Origin of the sequence: Collinsella sp. An271 (genome assembly GCF_002159695.1) — a bacterium.
GTDB lineage: Bacteria > Actinomycetota > Coriobacteriia > Coriobacteriales > Coriobacteriaceae > Collinsella > Collinsella ihumii.
This window is the reverse complement of the sequence record NZ_NFJE01000004.1, coordinates 82,961-98,069: the sequence shown is the minus strand read 5'-3', so window position 1 is coordinate 98,069 and position 15,109 is coordinate 82,961. Positions and strand designations below refer to the sequence as shown.

Annotated in this window: 14 protein-coding genes; 10 read left to right on the top strand and 4 right to left on the bottom strand. The window is 67.7% G+C overall.

Annotation, left to right across the window (positions count from 1 at the left end; translation table 11 throughout):
- Positions 1-136: 136 nt before the first annotated feature.
- The 6 genes from B5F74_RS04890 (at position 137) to B5F74_RS04865 (ending at position 5,335) form a co-directional block, all read left to right on the top strand.
- Positions 137-2,257 (top strand): RNB domain-containing ribonuclease, encoded by a 2,121-nt coding sequence (locus B5F74_RS04890; RefSeq protein ID WP_087200526.1) that lies wholly within the window; start codon positions 137-139, stop codon positions 2,255-2,257.
- Between the two features lie 30 nt (positions 2,258-2,287).
- Positions 2,288-3,166 carry a hypothetical protein gene (locus B5F74_RS04885; protein ID WP_087200524.1) on the top strand — a complete coding sequence of 293 codons (879 nt, stop codon included), beginning with the start codon at positions 2,288-2,290 and terminating at the stop codon, positions 3,164-3,166.
- Positions 3,153-3,623, top strand: a complete 471-nt coding sequence (gene smpB / locus B5F74_RS04880; RefSeq protein WP_066834647.1) for an SsrA-binding protein SmpB — start codon at positions 3,153-3,155, stop codon at positions 3,621-3,623. Before B5F74_RS04885 ends, smpB begins: the two co-directional genes overlap by 14 nt.
- A gap of 109 nt (positions 3,624-3,732) precedes the next feature.
- Complete coding sequence (locus B5F74_RS04875) at positions 3,733-4,236, top strand: flavin reductase family protein (protein ID WP_087200522.1); 504 nt, start codon at positions 3,733-3,735, stop codon at positions 4,234-4,236.
- Positions 4,237-4,393: 157 nt separating this feature from the next.
- The gene (locus B5F74_RS04870; protein WP_087200520.1) at positions 4,394-4,534 is read left to right on the top strand and encodes a rubredoxin-like domain-containing protein; all 141 of its coding nucleotides are present in this window, start codon (positions 4,394-4,396) and stop codon (positions 4,532-4,534) included.
- 114 nt (positions 4,535-4,648) lie between these two features.
- Positions 4,649-5,335 carry a Bax inhibitor-1 family protein gene (locus B5F74_RS04865; RefSeq protein ID WP_087200519.1) on the top strand — a complete coding sequence of 229 codons (687 nt, stop codon included), beginning with the start codon at positions 4,649-4,651 and terminating at the stop codon, positions 5,333-5,335.
- A gap of 98 nt (positions 5,336-5,433) precedes the next feature.
- Here B5F74_RS04865 and B5F74_RS04860 read toward each other — a convergent pair whose 3' ends face one another.
- From B5F74_RS04860 to B5F74_RS04845, 4 genes are all read right to left on the bottom strand, one after another.
- Complete coding sequence (locus B5F74_RS04860; protein WP_239283358.1) at positions 5,434-5,874, bottom strand: zinc ribbon domain-containing protein; 441 nt, start codon at positions 5,872-5,874, stop codon at positions 5,434-5,436.
- Positions 5,875-6,078: 204 nt separating this feature from the next.
- Positions 6,079-6,351, bottom strand: a complete 273-nt coding sequence (locus B5F74_RS04855; protein ID WP_087200515.1) for a metal-sensing transcriptional repressor — start codon at positions 6,349-6,351, stop codon at positions 6,079-6,081.
- A gap of 12 nt (positions 6,352-6,363) precedes the next feature.
- The gene (locus tag B5F74_RS04850) at positions 6,364-6,585 is read right to left on the bottom strand and encodes a heavy metal-associated domain-containing protein (RefSeq protein WP_087200514.1); all 222 of its coding nucleotides are present in this window, start codon (positions 6,583-6,585) and stop codon (positions 6,364-6,366) included.
- A 48-nt stretch (positions 6,586-6,633) separates the two neighbouring features.
- On the bottom strand, positions 6,634-8,961 hold the full coding sequence (locus B5F74_RS04845) for a heavy metal translocating P-type ATPase (RefSeq protein WP_087200512.1): 2,328 nt from the start codon (positions 8,959-8,961) through the stop codon (positions 6,634-6,636).
- A 205-nt stretch (positions 8,962-9,166) separates the two neighbouring features.
- Here B5F74_RS04845 and B5F74_RS04840 point away from each other — a divergent pair, with 205 nt between their 5' ends.
- The 4 genes from B5F74_RS04840 (at position 9,167) to B5F74_RS04825 (ending at position 15,108) form a co-directional block, all read left to right on the top strand.
- Positions 9,167-11,134, top strand: a complete 1,968-nt coding sequence (locus B5F74_RS04840; protein ID WP_158095699.1) for a bifunctional UDP-sugar hydrolase/5'-nucleotidase — start codon at positions 9,167-9,169, stop codon at positions 11,132-11,134.
- A 131-nt stretch (positions 11,135-11,265) separates the two neighbouring features.
- A complete protein-coding gene (locus B5F74_RS04835; protein WP_087200509.1) occupies positions 11,266-11,520 on the top strand; it encodes a DNA-binding protein in 255 nt (84 codons plus the stop codon).
- A 216-nt stretch (positions 11,521-11,736) separates the two neighbouring features.
- Complete coding sequence (locus B5F74_RS04830; RefSeq protein WP_239283356.1) at positions 11,737-13,587, top strand: DEAD/DEAH box helicase; 1,851 nt, start codon at positions 11,737-11,739, stop codon at positions 13,585-13,587.
- Positions 13,588-14,064: 477 nt separating this feature from the next.
- Positions 14,065-15,108, top strand: a complete 1,044-nt coding sequence (locus tag B5F74_RS04825) for a CPBP family intramembrane glutamic endopeptidase (protein WP_158095698.1) — start codon at positions 14,065-14,067, stop codon at positions 15,106-15,108.
- The last annotated feature ends 1 nt before the right edge of the window (position 15,109 follow it).

The window sequence follows — 15,109 nt, the reverse complement described above, 5'->3', positions numbered from 1 at the left end:
AAAAGCGTTCCTATACCGTACTGTCAACGGAGCTGTGTGCCTATAGCGTACCGTCGACGGGGCTACGTACCCAGGGCGCGCCCGCGGCGCGCGATTGGGTATACACCAACTGATTCGCCATGAGGAGGGAGGCGCCATGGGGCGCAAGAACAGAGGGGGCCGCAGGCACGGCCCCACGCGTGCGCGGCATACGGCGCGCCTGACCGGAACCGTGCGCATCACGGACGCCGGTGCGTTCGTGGAGACCGCGGAGGGCGCCTTCCGCCTGACGCAGCGCGGCGAGCGGGAGGCCATGAACGGCGATGTCGTCACGGTGAGCCTGCACCACGCGCCGGGCGGCAACCACCGCGCCGTGGTCGAGGGCACCCTGTCGCGCGCCAACGCGTGCGTCGTGGGCACCTATGAGCTTGCCGGGCCCCTGGGCGTCATTCGGCCGCTCGACACCCGCATCCGCCAGGATTTCTTCGTGCTTCCGCATGACACGTCCGCCGCCGACCACGGCGTCATGTCGGGCGATGTCGTGTCGGCGCGCATCGTGAGCTACCCGACGCGCTACGAATCGGGTGTGGCGACCATCGAGCAGCGCATCGGCGGCCCGGATGCGCCGGATCTCGGCATCCGGTGCGTCATGGCCCGCTACGATCTCGAGGACGGCTATCCCGAGCAGGCGGTCGCCGAGGCGCAACAGTGCGTACTCGATGTGGAGGGGGCGCTGGAAGACCCGCTGCGCCGCGACATCCGCGACCGGTTCCTGCTGACGATCGACCCGGTCGACGCGCGCGATTTCGATGACGCGATCTCCGTCGAGCGCACGAAGGCTGGGGGCTGGAGGCTCGGCGTCCACATCGCCGACGTGTCGCACTACGTGACCTGGGAGTCGTCGATCGACCTGGAGGCGCGCCGGAGGTCGACCTCGGTGTATCTTGCCGACCGCGTGCTGCCCATGCTTCCCGAGGCGCTGTCGAACGATTTGTGCTCGCTCAAGCCGGACGTGGACCGCCTGGCGTTCACCGTCGATATCGATCTCGACCGCCGGGGGCGCGTGAGCGGCTTTACCGCCTACCCGAGCGTCATCCGCTCGCGCGTGCGCATGGACTACGAGGCTGCCGACCTGCTGCTCGCAGACGGCGCCGGCACGGACGCGCCGCCCGCCGCCGACGACGACGTCGCACGCGCGTGCGGCGAGCGGGCCCGGGCGGCGTGCGAGAAGGCCAGGGCTGCCGGCGTGGACCTGAGCGCATTCTTGCGCGATGCGGACGGGCTCGCCTGCGCGCGACGGGCGATCCGCCATGCCCGCGGGGCCATAGACTTCGAGACGGTCGAGGTGCATGCGCTGCTCGACGGGCAGGGGCTGCCGGTGAGGATCGTCACGCGCGAGCGGACGGCGGCGACCTCGCTGGTGGAGGAGGCCATGCTGCTTGCCAACGAGTGCGTTGCGAGCTGGCTTGCCGACCGCGGGCTCGATGCCGCCTACCGCGTGCACGAGCCGCCGTCGCCCGATGAGCTGGCGGCCGCCTCGAAGACGCTGGCGGAGATCGGCGCCATCGACCGTGCGAGCGCCGCGGCCATCAAGGCGGGCGACCCGGCGGCCATCGAGCGCGCCGTCGAGAAGAGCCATGGCACGGGCTACGCCCCGCTCGTGAACGCCCTGCTGCTGCGCGCCATGCAGCGGGCGGTCTACCGGCCTCACAACCTGGGGCACTACGCGCTGGGTGCAGACGCCTACTGCCACTTCACCTCGCCGATCAGGCGTTATCCCGACCTGCTGGTCCATCGCGAGCTCAAGCGCGCGCTCGCGCAGGAGCGCCTCGGCAAGGCTGCGGCGCGCGAACGGACGCCCCAGCTCACCGGCGTCGGCTCACAGGCCCTGCTGCCGGTGCTGCCGCAGCTCTGCCGCCACGCGAGCACGCGCGAGCGCATCGCCGACGCCGCCGCGCACGCGACGCAGAAGGTCAAGGTCGCCCAGTACTACGCGAGCCGCATCGGGGAGCGCTACGCGGGATCGGTGTCGTGGATCGACGAGATGGGGGCGTTCGTGCGCCTCGACGACACGGGCGCCGAGGGCCTCGTGCGCATGTCCGCTCTCGGCGGTGACGAGTGGTGGGATTTCGACGGGGACCTGATGGTGCTGTCCGCGAGTGCGAGCGGACGGACGATCTCGCTCGGGACCCGCGTGGTGGTCGAGGTCGCGCGCGTCAACCCGGTGCGCGGCCATCTCGATCTTGCCCTCATCCACGCGGCCCGTGCGCTACACTGATAACCCACCGTATTCGATTGGGAGGAACTTGTGGAACTGCCCATTTCCGAACGAGATATCGCGCAGGCGGAGAGCTACCTCGCCGCAGGCGACCTGCCGTCGGCGACCCCGCTGCTCGAGCGCCTAGTCGAGCAGGCCGAGGAGTACATCGACGCCGAGTGCCAAGCGACCGACAAGGTCCAGTACTTCAGCTTCGCCGACGCCTTCGAGCGCCTGGCGTACCGTCGGGTGGAGCGCGACCCGCGCGAGCTCGTGCAGGTCGGCGCGCCGTTTGACCGGCTGTACGCGGCGCTGTCGTTCGCCTATATCAACCAGGAGGATTACGTCAGCGCCAAGAACACGCTCACGCAGGCGGTGCGCTGGGATCCCATGAACTGCGCCTACCGGCTCGACCTGGCCGAGCTGCACCGCGCGCTCGGCAACACCCAGGAGTGGGCGGCGCTGAGCTTCTCGGTGATCGAGCGCGCGTCTGACGGGCGCTCGGCGGCCCGCGCCTACGCCAACCTCGGCCAGTTCTTCCTCGACAACCACAATGCGCTGGCGGCAAGCGGCTGCGCCCGCGTGGCGAGCAGGCTCGCGCCGCATGACGGTCGCGTCGAGGCGCTTGCCGGGCGCCTTGCGGCGGAGCGCCCTGAGGCCGCAGAGGCTTCCGATGAGGAGGCGGAAGCCGAACTCGCCTCCCAGGGCGTTGACGCCACGCCGTCGGCCGACATGGCCGTGTGCCTGCTGATGTGCGCCTCCGATGCCGCCGCGGCGGGAGACCGCAACGAGGCGACGCGCCTGACGGTCCGTGCGCGTGGCCTGATCGGCGACGAGGCCTGCCGCGCCCTGGTCAAGCTCATCCGCGAGTCCGATGCCGAGCTGGCGCGGGAGCGCGCCGAAGGAGGGGAGGGCCATGCCGAGTCGTAAAGAGCGCAAGACGATCGCCAAGAACCGCTCCGCGCATCACGAGTACTTCATCGACGAGACGTTCGAATGCGGTGTCGTGCTCGCGGGCACCGAGGTGCGCAGCCTGCGGGAGCGCGCGTGCCAGATCACCGACACCTTCGCCTTGATCCGCGGAGGGGAGTGCTGGCTCGTCGGCGTGCACATCCATCCCTACAGCCACGGCTCGATTTTCAACCGCGACCCCGATCGCCGTCGCAAGCTGCTGCTCCATCGCAAGCAGATCGACTATCTCGACGGCAAGCTGCGCAACCGCGGGTACGCGCTCGTGCCGCTCGAGCTGTATTTCGACGACAACGGGCGCGTGAAGCTCACGCTCGGGCTCGGACGCGGCAAGAAGCTCTACGACAAGCGCGAGGACATGGCCAAGCGCGACATGCAGCGCGAGATCGATCGCGCCCTCAAGGCGCGCAGCCGCTAGACGGTGCCGAGGGCCCCGTACCCGATAGGGGGTATCAGCCCCCATGAATGCGGGTACGCTACTGTCAGGGCCGGCGTGCCCGCATGCTACGTTTGAGGGGAGCGATCATATGGATCAGACCGCACTGTTCAAGATGAGCTACGGCTTGTACGTGGTGTCCGCCGAGGCGGACGGGCTGCGTGCAGGCTGCGTCATCAACACGGCGACGCAGGTGACCGCCCTGCCGCCGCGCCTGATGGTCGCCGTCCACAAGGACAACGTGACGACCGGCGTCATCCAGCGCGCGGGCGCCTTCACCGTGACGGCGATCGACATGACGGCCGATATGCCCTATATTGGCAACTTCGGGTTCCGCACGAGCGCCAACTTCGACAAGTTCGAGAAATACGGCTGCGAGATCTCCGCGGTGGGAAGCCCGTACTCTCCCGAGCACGTGTGCGCGCTGTTCGCGTGCAAGGTGGTCGATACCGTCGACGTGGGCACGCATCTGCTGTTCATCGGCGACGTCGTGGACGCGCAGAGGCTCTCCGACGAGGAGCCGTTGACGTACAGCTATTACCACTCGACCCTAAAGGGCAAGACGCCGCCCAAGGCTTCAAGCTATCAGGCTTAGCACATACGGGCGGTGCGGGAGCGCCGTGCTGTCCGGTAAATGTTACTAATAATGTGTCCTATTTGCGAAGATGGGCCAATGCCGGAATCTGGGAATAGTTTTTCTCGATGATGGATATACTACCGAATACGGTCATCGCCTACGAAAGGATTCAACCATGGCTGACGAGAAGAAGTATAAGTTCGTGTGCGTCGTGTGCGGCTACGAGATCGAGGTCGACACCCCCGAGCTGCCTGAGGATTATGTCTGCCCCGTGTGCGGCGTCGGTCCCGATCAGTTCGAGCTCGTCGAGGAGTAGCATCGCTGCTTCTTGCACACGATCGCCCCGGCGGCCTCGCGGCTGCTGGGGCCTTTTGCTATATCGGGCCCCCGCGCCCTTCTGCGGGGAAGCGCATAGAAAGGATGTGGTGACATGAACGAGATTGAGCGCAACGTATCGCCGCTGCACGTCGAGTGGACGGCGCCTGCCATCAGCCCGCGCATGTTCAACCTGGTCATCGCCGGCCTCATCTTCGCAGGCTTCTGCGTGATGGGGATCGGCACCCATGTCGTGACGTCGCCGGCGTTCATGAGCTGGCTGGTGCGGCATCCCATCATGTACCTGGTCATCAGCCTCGTCGGAAGCATCGCGGGCATCGTCATCATGAGCGGCGCGGTCAAGCGTCAGTCCGTGGCGCGCTCGCTGATCGGGTACGCCCTGTTCGTCTGCACGTTCGGGCTTCTGTGCTCGATGGCGGTGAGCGCCTACGACCTTCCGACCGTCAACGCCGCCTTCACCGCGACGGCGGGCATCACGGTCGTCTTCGGCGCCCTCGGCCTCGTGATACCGCAGGTGTTCCGCCGGCTCATGGGCGTGTTCTCCGTGGCGCTGCTCGCCCTGCTCGTGGTCCAGCTCGTCATGATGTTCATGGGCGTCGACCAGACGTGGCTCGACATCGCGATCGTCGTGGTGTTCTGTGGCTTCATCGGCTACGACATGCATCAGGCGACGCTGGTCGAGACCACGCTGCCCAATGCGGTCTTCATGGCGTGCAATCTGTTCTTGGACATCATGAACGTCTTTATGCGCCTGCTGAACATCTTCGGCAACAACCGATAGGGACGGTTGCCGCGCGCAGGTTCCGTAAGACCCAAAAAAGGCGCCCCGAACCGCTGGGTTCGGGGCGCCTTTTGCGTGCGATGCGAGAAGGCTGGGGCCTAGGACTTCTTCTCCACCTTGGTGCCGCAGCGCGGGCAGGTGATGCGGATGCGACCCTTGCCGCGGGGAACGGAGAGGATCTGGCCGCAGTTCTTGCACTTGAAGTACATCGTGGTCTTGCGGTTGTCCCACATCTTCTGCGCCGTGCGCTTCTTGCGCTCGAAATCGGCGGCAGCGGCGGACTGCTTGCCGCGCGGGCGGCTGCCGGATGCGAAGCCGCTCAGGAACGGGACCTTGGAGATCGCGTCGAGGAAGGCCTGGTTCTCATGGTCGCGTGCGGGGCTCTCGGGCATAAAGGCGCGCACGAGGGCGAGGATGACGATGATCAGGGCGATCCAGCCCAGGAAGGAGACCGAGAAAATCGAGCCGATGAGCGCAAGCACCATGCTCAGGCCACCGAGTGCGGTGCTCAGCTCGTCGACGCCATGACGGCCGTTCATGAAATTCTGCATTGATCCGAGCCTCGTTTCTATGGCAGATAGATACAACTCAAAAAAGTGTACCTGTTTTTTCATGCCTGTGTGGGCGAAACCCCGATTTCACCACCGTTTGATGCGATGGGGCCGAAACGGGACCGACGAGATGCGCCCCGCCGCCATGCTGAGGGCGACGGGGCGCATCTCGTCGCGGCGATGGGCGAGGGGTTACTTCGCCAGCTTCTCGATGACGGTCTCGATCTCGCTGAGCTTGGCGTCCTTCTCCTGCTCGTCGCCCGTCTCCATGGCCGTGCGCACGCAGCCCTCGACGTGCGCCTTGAGCACGTCGGCGTTGATGCGCGCGAGCAGCGACTGGGTCGCCATGAGCTGGGTCGACACGTCGATGCAGTAGCGGTCTTCCTCCACCATGCGCAGGATCCCGTCGATCTGCCCGCGCGCCGTCTTGAGCAGGCGCGTGATGCGCTCGCGATCGGCTACCATGCGAGGCCCCGTCTACGCGGCCTGGATGCTGACGACCTTGAAGCTGTCGCCCGCGCCCTCGACGGCCGCCGTGAGCTGGTCGGTCGTGACCTCGTCGGCGCACTCGACGGTGACCGTGTTGGTCTCGTGGTCGGCGTCGGCGTCGGTCACGCCCGCGATGTTGAGCAGCGCGCTCTCAACGGAGGCGTCGCAGTGGCCGCAGTGGAGGCCTTCGGTCTTGATGGTGTAGTTCATGATGTGCTCCTCTCTTGCACGCAAACGATTCGGTTTCCGTGCATCATATTACTTCGCCGCGTCGGCGATGTTGGGACGAAAGCCGCGCAGGCGCAGCGCGTTGGCGACCACGCAGACGCTCGACAGGCTCATGGCCGCCGCGCCGAACATGGGCGAGAGCTGCCAGCCGAGAACGGGGTACAGGACGCCAGCCGCCAGCGGGATGCCGAGGCTGTTGTAGAACAGCGCCCAGAAGAGATCCTGCTTGATGTTGCGGATCACCGCGCGCGACAGTTCGATGGCGCGGGCGACGTCGAGCAGGTCGCTGTGCATGAGCACGACGTCCGCCCCCTCCTTGGCCACGTCGGCACCGGCGCCGATCGCCAGGCCCACATCGGCCCGGGCGAGCGCGGGGGAGTCGTTGATGCCGTCGCCCACCATGGCCACCACGTGGCCGGAATCCTGCAGCTCGCGCACGTGGCGCTCCTTGTCGGCGGGCAGGACGTCGGCTATCACGTCGGAGAGACCGACGGCGCGCGCGATGGCGTCGGCGGTCAGCCGGTTGTCGCCGGTGAGCATGACCGCCTTCACGCCCAGGCGGCCGAGCGCCGCGATGGCGGCGGGGCTCGTGGGCTTCACCTCGTCGGCGACCGCGATCGTGCCCACGAGCTCCCCGTTCTTGGCGAAGAACAGCGGGGTCTTGCCCGCGCGGGCGAACGATTCGAGCTGGGCGCGGTCGACATCGATGCCGAGCTCGGCCATGAGCTGGGCGTTGCCGGCCGCGATGGGGTTGGCCCCCTCGCGCGCCGTCACGCCGCGGCCGGGGACCGCCCGGAAGTCGGCGACGGGGCGAGCGACGATGCCGCGCTGGTCGGCGAGCGCCATGATCGCCTCCGCCAAGGGGTGCTCGCTCGATTTTTCGAGGGCGGCGGCAAGCTTGAGCAGCTGCTTTTCGCTCATGGAGCCCCCGTCGGCGCGCACGGCGGGCAGGATGTCGGTCACGGCGGGCCTGCCCTGCGTGACGGTGCCGGTCTTGTCGAGCACGACGGTGTCCACGTTGTGCAGCGTCTCGAGCGCCTCGGCGCTCTTGAACAGCACGCCCATCTCGGCGCCCTTGCCGGTGCCGACCATGATGGCCACGGGCGTGGCGAGGCCGAGGGCGCACGGGCAGCTGATGACCACGACGGCCACGCCGGCGGTGAGCGCCTCGTTGACGTTGCCGGTCGCGACCATCCAGACGATGAACGTGGCGAGCGCGATGAGCAGCACGGCCGGCACGAAGACCGCCGCGACCTTGTCGGCCATCCGCGCGATGGGGGCCTTGGTGGCGTTGGCGTCCTCGACGAGCTGGATGATCTTGGCGAGGCTCGTGTCGGCTCCGACGCGGGTGGCGCGGAACGTGAACGAGCCGGTGCGGTTGATGGTCGCCGCGTGCACGGTGTCGCCGGGGTTCTTCTCGACGGGGATGGATTCGCCGGTGAGCGCCGCCTCGTCGATGGAGGAGGAGCCCTCGAGCACGATGCCGTCGACGGGCACCGACTCGCCCGGGCGCACGCGGACCGTCTGGCCGACCTGGATGGCGTCGACGTCGACCGTCTGCTCTCCGCCGCCGGCATCGACGACGGTCGCGGTCTTGGGGGCGAGGTCGATGAGCGCCTCGATGGCCGAGCCGGTCTTGGATTTGGAGCGGGTCTCCAGGTACTTGCCCACCGTCACGAGCGTGAGGATGGTGCCCGCGCTCTCGAGATACAGGTTGTCCATGGCGGTGGCCGCCGCGCCGTGGACGTCGCCGTATGCGAGCTGGTCCGCCATGACGAACATGGCGTAGACCGACCACGCGACGCTCGCTGTGGCGCCGATGGCGATGAGCGCATCCATGGTCGGCGCGCGGTGGAGCAGCGACTTGTAGCCGTTGATGAAGTAGGCGCGGTTCATGTACAGGATGGGCAGCAGCAGCACCAGCTCAGTCAGGGCGAGCGTCATCGCGTGGATGTGGTCGGTGAAGACCGCCGGCAGCGGCCAGCCGAGCATGTGCCCCATGCCGATGTAGAACAGTGGGACGAGGAAGATGATCGAGGTGATCAGGCGCGTCTTCATCGCGGCGGCCGTCGCCTCGAGCTTTTTGGTGGGCGACTCGTGATGCGCGGCGCCCGGCCCCGCCGCCGAGGCACCCGCGGTGGCGGTCGCCACGAGCGATGCCGAGTATCCGGCGCGATCGACGGCGGCGCAGATGTCGTCAGGGGTGACCTGCGATTCGTCGAAATCGACGGCCATGGATCCCGAAAGGAGGTTGACCGAGACGTCCGAGACGCCCGCAAGGTTGCAGACGGCCTTGTTGACGTGCGCCTCGCACGCCGCGCAGGTCATGCCGCCCACATCGAATTTCTCATGAGCCATACCGGCTCCCTTCTCTCTGGTTGCTGCGCCCATCATACACCCACACCCCCTGGGGGTGTCTAGTCCCTATCGCAGATCGCCAGGCGTTCGGTTGCCGCGCTCGCCGTCTGCATTCGCTCTTGTGGGGTCGCGTTCGTTCTTTTTCGGCGCATCCGCCCCGTCGCGCATCCTATAGTGGTTCACGTCTGCATTAAGGAGGATGTTCATGTCGAAATACAGGGGATCGCGCCGCAGGATGCCCGTGCGCGCGGCGATCGTAGCCGCCGCCTGCCTGCTGGGCATCGCCGCGCCGTCGAGCGCGTTCGCCGAGCGCGTCGACGACGAGGTCGCCATCGCGTTTACCAACGATGTCCACTGCGAGGTCGATAGCACCGCGGGCGAGGCGCTCGGATATGCGGGCGTCGCCGCTGCGGTCGACGACCTCGAGGCGACCTATGGTGAGGCCAACGTGACCGTCATCGATGCGGGCGACGCCATCCAGGGCGGGCCGGTCGGCCTGCTGACGGAAGGCGAGGCTATCGTTCGCCTCATGAACGCCGTGGGCTACGATATCGCTGTGCCCGGAAACCACGAGTTCGACTACGGCATGCAGCGCCTGCTGAGCCTCGTCGAGCTGTCCGACGCCACGTACCTGTCCTGCAACTTCACGGAGCTCGGGTCGGGCGCGCCGGTGTTTTCCCCGTACGCCGTTAAGACCTACGAGGCGAAGCCGGCGGCAGGGGATGCCGACGGCGTGCTTAAGGTCGCCTACGTGGGCATCACCACGCCCGAGACGCTCACCAAGTCCTCGCCGGCATCGTTCACCGACGATGACGGCGCCTATATCTACGGCTTTGAGGAGGACGAGACGGGCGAGGCGCTCTATGCGCGCGTGCAGGCAGCCGTGGACGCCGCGCGCGCCGAGGGGGCCGACTACGTAGTCGCCGTGGGGCATCTGGGGCGCTCCGGCATCACCGACCGCTGGACGAGCGACGCGGTGATCTCCCATACGACCGGCATCGACGCCTTCATCGACGGCCATTCCCACGAAAGCTACGTGACGAGCGTCGCGAACGAGGACGGCCAGCAGGTCCCGCTCGCCCAGACGGGCACCAAGCTCGCCGCGGTGGGCGAGCTCACCATCGATCCCGACGACCCGGACGGCGAGGTCCTGAGCTTCGAGCTCACGTCGGCAGCCGATTTCTCCGAGACCGCCGACGATGTTCAGGCGCAGGTGGATGCCGTGGACGCCGAGCTCGCCGAGGAGCTCGACCGCGTCGTGGGGGAGAGTGCTGTCGCCTTGGTGAGCGAGGACGAGCAGGCGGGCCTGTATGTGCGTCTGGGCGAGACCAACATGGGCGATTTCGTGGCCGATGCGTACCGTGCGGCGACCGGCGCCCAGATCGCGATCGTCAACGGCGGCGGCGTGCGCTCGTCGATCGACGCCGGACCGATCACCAACAACGACCTGTATGGGGTGCAGCCGTTCGGCAACGAGCTCAGCATGGTCGAGGCGACCGGCCAGCAGATCTTGGACGCGCTCGAGATGGGCGTCAGCGAGTATCCCGAGGCGAGCGGCGGTTTCCTGCAGGTATCGGGCCTGACCTACGCGGTGCGCACCGATATCCCCTCGTCGGTCGAGGTGGACGACCACGGCGCCTTCCTGCGCGTCGCGGGCGAGCGGCGCGTGCGCGACGTGCGCGTGGCGGGCGAGCCGATCGACCCCGCGCGCACCTATATGCTTGCAAGCCACGGGTACCTGCTCCATGAGGGCGGCGACGGCATGACGATGTTCGAGGACTGCCCGGTGCTGCTCGAAAACGCTATGACGGACGTCCAGGGGCTGATGACCTATCTCTCCGAGAATCTGGGCGGCGTGGTCTCGGACGCGTACGCGAACCCTGCGGGCGCGGGGCGCATCGTGATGACCTCGGGCGACGTCGAGCCCGAGCCCGCACCGAATCCCGACCCCGCACCGGAGCCCGGGACGGGCGAGGAGACGCCGTCCGATGCGACGGATCCGGGCGACATCCAGGTCAGCGAGCCAGGCGCCGGTTCGGACGCGCGTCCCGGATCGGACGGCCTGCCCCAGACGGGCGACACGGGATTGGCGGGGGCTGCGGCGGCCGGCGGGATTGGCATCCTGTGCTTCGCCGGCGGCATCGCGCTGCTTGCGCACCGCAAGCGCGGCTAGAGAGACGCCGAACGGACCCGGCGCTACGTCCTTACTCCTGAGGGGTATAACAAGCGCAACCGGCGGATTGCCTGTCGGTTGCGCTTGCCGTTTCGCACGCGGTGCGCCTGCAATTTCTTTGGGAGGTCGACATGGGCTCTTTCTCCGAGTTCTCAAAAGCGCTGAACGGTGACGATGCGGGCGAGCGCTACACGGTGGCGGGGCGCCCGGTGACGTGCCCCCATTGCGGCGGGACGCGCTTTTTCGAAAGCGCGGCGCTGCTCGACGGCCGGGCCTCCTCGCTGTTCGGCGTCGAGTGGGCGGGCGGCTCCGCCGTGACGCTGACATGCGCGACCTGCGGGCATGTCGATTGGTTTGCCAACGAGAAGCTCGTCGAGCGCGCATAGCGGCCGTCTTGGGGATCTCGGAGCCCCATTCGTGGTGTTCGGGTGTTTCCATCGCTTTCCCACGGGGTTTATCTGCTCAGTTCGTATACTGTTCGGTCGGCGGATCCTGCTCCATCGCGCAAACCGGCCGCAGAAGGCATTGGCGCGAACCGCTGAATATGATCACGTGTTTGACGTTCACGGCGCCTCGCGCCGTGCGGAATGGATTGTGCATTTATGCCTACAACTGAACAGATTTCCCCGACGTTTGCCGACCTTGGCCTGTCCCAAACGGTGCTGAGTGCGGTTGCCGATATGGGCTATGAGACCCCGACGCCGGTCCAGGCCGCGGCCATCCCGGAGGTCCTCGCCGGTCGCGACCTGCTGGCCGCGGCCCAGACGGGCACGGGCAAGACCGCCGCGTTCCTGCTCCCGCTCATGGACAAGCTCGACCATGTCGCCGCGCCCGTGAAAAAGGGCGAGCGCGGGCGTCGCCGCAAGCGCCTGGCGCGCGGTCGCGGCCCGCTCATGCTCGTCATCACGCCCACGCGCGAGCTAGCCCAGCAGATCGATACCGTGTGCCACGCCGTCGCGCGCCGCACGGGCCATGTCGCGGTGACCGTCGTCGGCGGCGTGGGCTACGTCCCCCAGAAGCAGGCGCTCGCGCGCGGCTGCGACATCCTGGTCGCCACGCCGGGCCGCCTGGTCGACCTGATCGAGCAGGGGTCTGCGAACCTCGACGAGGTCAGCGTGCTCGTGCTCGACGAAGCCGACCGCATGCTCGACATGGGCTTTTTGCCGCAGGTGCGCGCCATCGTCGAGAAGTGCCGCACCGAGCGCCAGACGCTGCTGTTCTCCGCGACGCTCGACGAGGGCCGCGTCGGCTCCATCACCGACCTGGTGCGCGATCCCGCTCGCGTCGAGATCGCCCCGGTGACCTCCACCGCCGAGACCGTCGATCAGTACGTCTGCCCGGTGGCGCTCGACGCCAAGAACGGGGCGCTCACGGCGGTGCTCAAGAAGGAGGGCCCCGAGCGCGTGATCGTGTTCGTGCGCACCAAGCGCCGCGCCGACACCTGCGCCCGCAGGCTCGAGCGCTCCGGCATCAAATGCGGCGCCATCCACGGCGACCGCAGCCAGGCCCAGCGCGAGCGCGCCCTGCGCGACTTCCGTGAGGGCAAGGTGCAGGTGCTCGTGGCGACCGACGTGCTCGCGCGCGGCATCGACATCTCCGACGTGCGCTACGTCGTGAACTTCGACGTGCCCGAGGAGCCGACCGACTACATCCACCGCATCGGCCGCACGGGTCGCGCCGGCGAGGAGGGCTGGTCGCTCACGTTCGTGACCCGCGACGATATCGACGAGTTCTTCGATATCGAGGCCCTGATGGGCAAGACGGCGGATCTCTACGACGCCGAGGGCATCGATCTTGGCTCCGACGCGCCCCGCGTCGATCCCGACCGCGTGCCTGCCGACCACGTCGCCGGCAAGAAGGAGAAGAAGCGCCGTCGCCAGAAGGCCAAGAAGGCCAACGAGCGCCGCGAGCGCCGCGAGAAGAAGCAGCGCGCCCCCCGTCAGCGCGACATCGCCCGCCGCGCCGCCCGCGATGCGGCCCGCGCCGCACAGGAGGAGGCGCCCGAGAAGGCGTCCCGTCCCTCAGCGCGCAAGCGCCCCGGCAAGGTGCGCGTTCGCGAGGACGAGGGCGTGCGCACGGAGGCTCGCGCTGAGGTCGAAGCGGCCGCTCCGGCCAATCGCGCCCAGCGCCGCGCCGTCCAGTTCGCCGAGCAGGCCGATGAGCGCGGCCATCGCGAGCGTTTCGAGGGCTCCCGCGAGGGCCGTCGCTCGCCCCACAGCTCCGCGCGCGACCGCAAGGGGAGCGCGAGGCGCGAGGATCGCGACGATCGTTCCGCGCGTCCGGCTCGCCCGTCTCGCGATACCTGGCGCAACTACGATGAGCCGAGCTCGCGCGAGCGCCGCGGCGGCAAGGGTGGCACCAACCGCGGTGGACGCGGATTCCAGCACCCCTCCGACCGCAGCCGTTCGTCTCGTCGCCCCGGCGACCGCGGCGGCAGGAGCTCTCGTTACTAGGGAAGCGCCGACGCGAGCCTGAGACGATGCGCATTACGGCCCGAGTCCTTCAGCGAGGACCCGGGCCGTCTTTGTATCGATCAGGAGCGTGACGCGTACCGTGGATTCGGGCGAGGCTGCGCGGCGCGGGAGGCGCGGAGGCGGCCCATCTTGCCGAGGGGGGGCGCCCGGGCCGCCGCGTCACCTTCCCGCAAAAACCGTCGCGACGGATTTTGCGGGAACGGCGGGGACATCCTGCATAACGGCCAATACGATACGGCCATTCACCTCGTGGTTCTGCAGTCTGCTCGAGTTGACATGCATATTTCGTCCGAGCTTCCCGCAAAAACCGTCGCGACACCAGGCATGGGTTGGAACGGACCCGTCCCCAACCAACCCATGGGTGTACCTATAGGGCGCTTCCTTAAAAATGGCATGCTGCGCGTTTTCGCCGTTTGGAATGCGGGCGCGCGGGGATACTGCTTGCGAGGTGAAGCTATGAACGAGATTCCGCAGCACGTATCGGACGATCGGTCCCGGCAGGGTTGCGCCCGCGCGCCCGGCGCCCCCGTCTCGCCCCTCGATGCCCGGCTGTCCATGCCGCGCCCCTCTGATACGCCTGAGTCGCCGGTGGTCAACGCCGTGCGCTGGCTGCTCGCCGCACTCGGGGCGACGTTTGCCGTGTATGCGACGCAGCTCGTGTCGATTGCCGTCGGGTCGTTCGCGGTCGCGCTCGTGTTGCTGCAGCTTACGGCCTCGACGGATGCTGCCGCCCTTGCCGCCCAGATCACCATCCCCGTCCAGATCATCTCCGAGCTCGCGGTGTTCGCGGTGGTCCTTCCGTGGTGGCTTCGCGTGCAGCCCGTCTCCTTCCTGCAGGGACGCAGACGGACCCCTCGCTCGCGCGCGTTGGCGGTGGTTGCCGTCGTGCTGCTGGGAATAGGCCTGCAGATGGTGATCAGCTATGCGCTGGGCTTGCTGCTGCCGCTGTTTCCCGATGTCAAGACGGAGTACGATACGCTGACCGACAACCCCGTCATGAACGAGTTCTCCGTGGCGGCGGTCCTGATCCTGGCGGTCGGCGCCCCGCTGACCGAAGAGCTCGCATGTCGCGGCGTGGTGTTCGAGTTCGCCCTTCGCGCCATGTGCCCCAAGCAGGCCGGCCGCTGGAGGGATCGCGCATGGCGTACGGCCCGAAGCCAGCCGTGCCCTCCGCTCGGTGCGGTTCCGCCGCGCGCGTTCTGGCTCGCCAACATCGTGCAGGCGGTGCTGTTCGGCGCCCTGCATCTCAATATCACCCAGTTCGCATATGCCACGGTCATGGGCCTGATCGCGGGTTGGCTCGTCTGGCAAACCGGAAGCCTGCTGCCCAGCATGGGCCTGCACCTGGTCATCAACTTCTGCGCCTACTTCGTCAACGAGATCGCGACGGTGCTCGAGGCGGGAGGCGTCGTGTTCGCCATCGTTGCGTCGGCGGCTATGGTCGGGGCGGGATTGTGGCTGTTTCGTCGGGCTGTGGACCGTCCCACGCCGTTGCTGTAAG

Bases quoted from the DNA above. Each gene is read 5' to 3' on its own strand.
- B5F74_RS04845 (WP_087200512.1), bottom strand. From the start codon at position 8,961: ATGGCTCATGAGAAATTCGATGTGGGCGGCATGACCTGCGCGGCGTGC.
- B5F74_RS04890 (WP_087200526.1), top strand. From the start codon at position 137: ATGGGGCGCAAGAACAGAGGGGGCCGCAGGCACGGCCCCACGCGTGCG.
- B5F74_RS04835 (WP_087200509.1), top strand. From the start codon at position 11,266: ATGGGCTCTTTCTCCGAGTTCTCAAAAGCGCTGAACGGTGACGATGCG.
- B5F74_RS04825 (WP_158095698.1), top strand. From the start codon at position 14,065: ATGAACGAGATTCCGCAGCACGTATCGGACGATCGGTCCCGGCAGGGT.
- B5F74_RS04860 (WP_239283358.1), bottom strand. From the start codon at position 5,874: ATGAACGGCCGTCATGGCGTCGACGAGCTGAGCACCGCACTCGGTGGC.
- B5F74_RS04870 (WP_087200520.1), top strand. From the start codon at position 4,394: ATGGCTGACGAGAAGAAGTATAAGTTCGTGTGCGTCGTGTGCGGCTAC.
- B5F74_RS04840 (WP_158095699.1), top strand. From the start codon at position 9,167: ATGTCGAAATACAGGGGATCGCGCCGCAGGATGCCCGTGCGCGCGGCG.
- B5F74_RS04875 (WP_087200522.1), top strand. From the start codon at position 3,733: ATGGATCAGACCGCACTGTTCAAGATGAGCTACGGCTTGTACGTGGTG.
- B5F74_RS04865 (WP_087200519.1), top strand. From the start codon at position 4,649: ATGAACGAGATTGAGCGCAACGTATCGCCGCTGCACGTCGAGTGGACG.
- B5F74_RS04855 (WP_087200515.1), bottom strand. From the start codon at position 6,351: ATGGTAGCCGATCGCGAGCGCATCACGCGCCTGCTCAAGACGGCGCGC.
- smpB (WP_066834647.1), top strand. From the start codon at position 3,153: ATGCCGAGTCGTAAAGAGCGCAAGACGATCGCCAAGAACCGCTCCGCG.
- B5F74_RS04830 (WP_239283356.1), top strand. From the start codon at position 11,737: ATGCCTACAACTGAACAGATTTCCCCGACGTTTGCCGACCTTGGCCTG.
- B5F74_RS04850 (WP_087200514.1), bottom strand. From the start codon at position 6,585: ATGAACTACACCATCAAGACCGAAGGCCTCCACTGCGGCCACTGCGAC.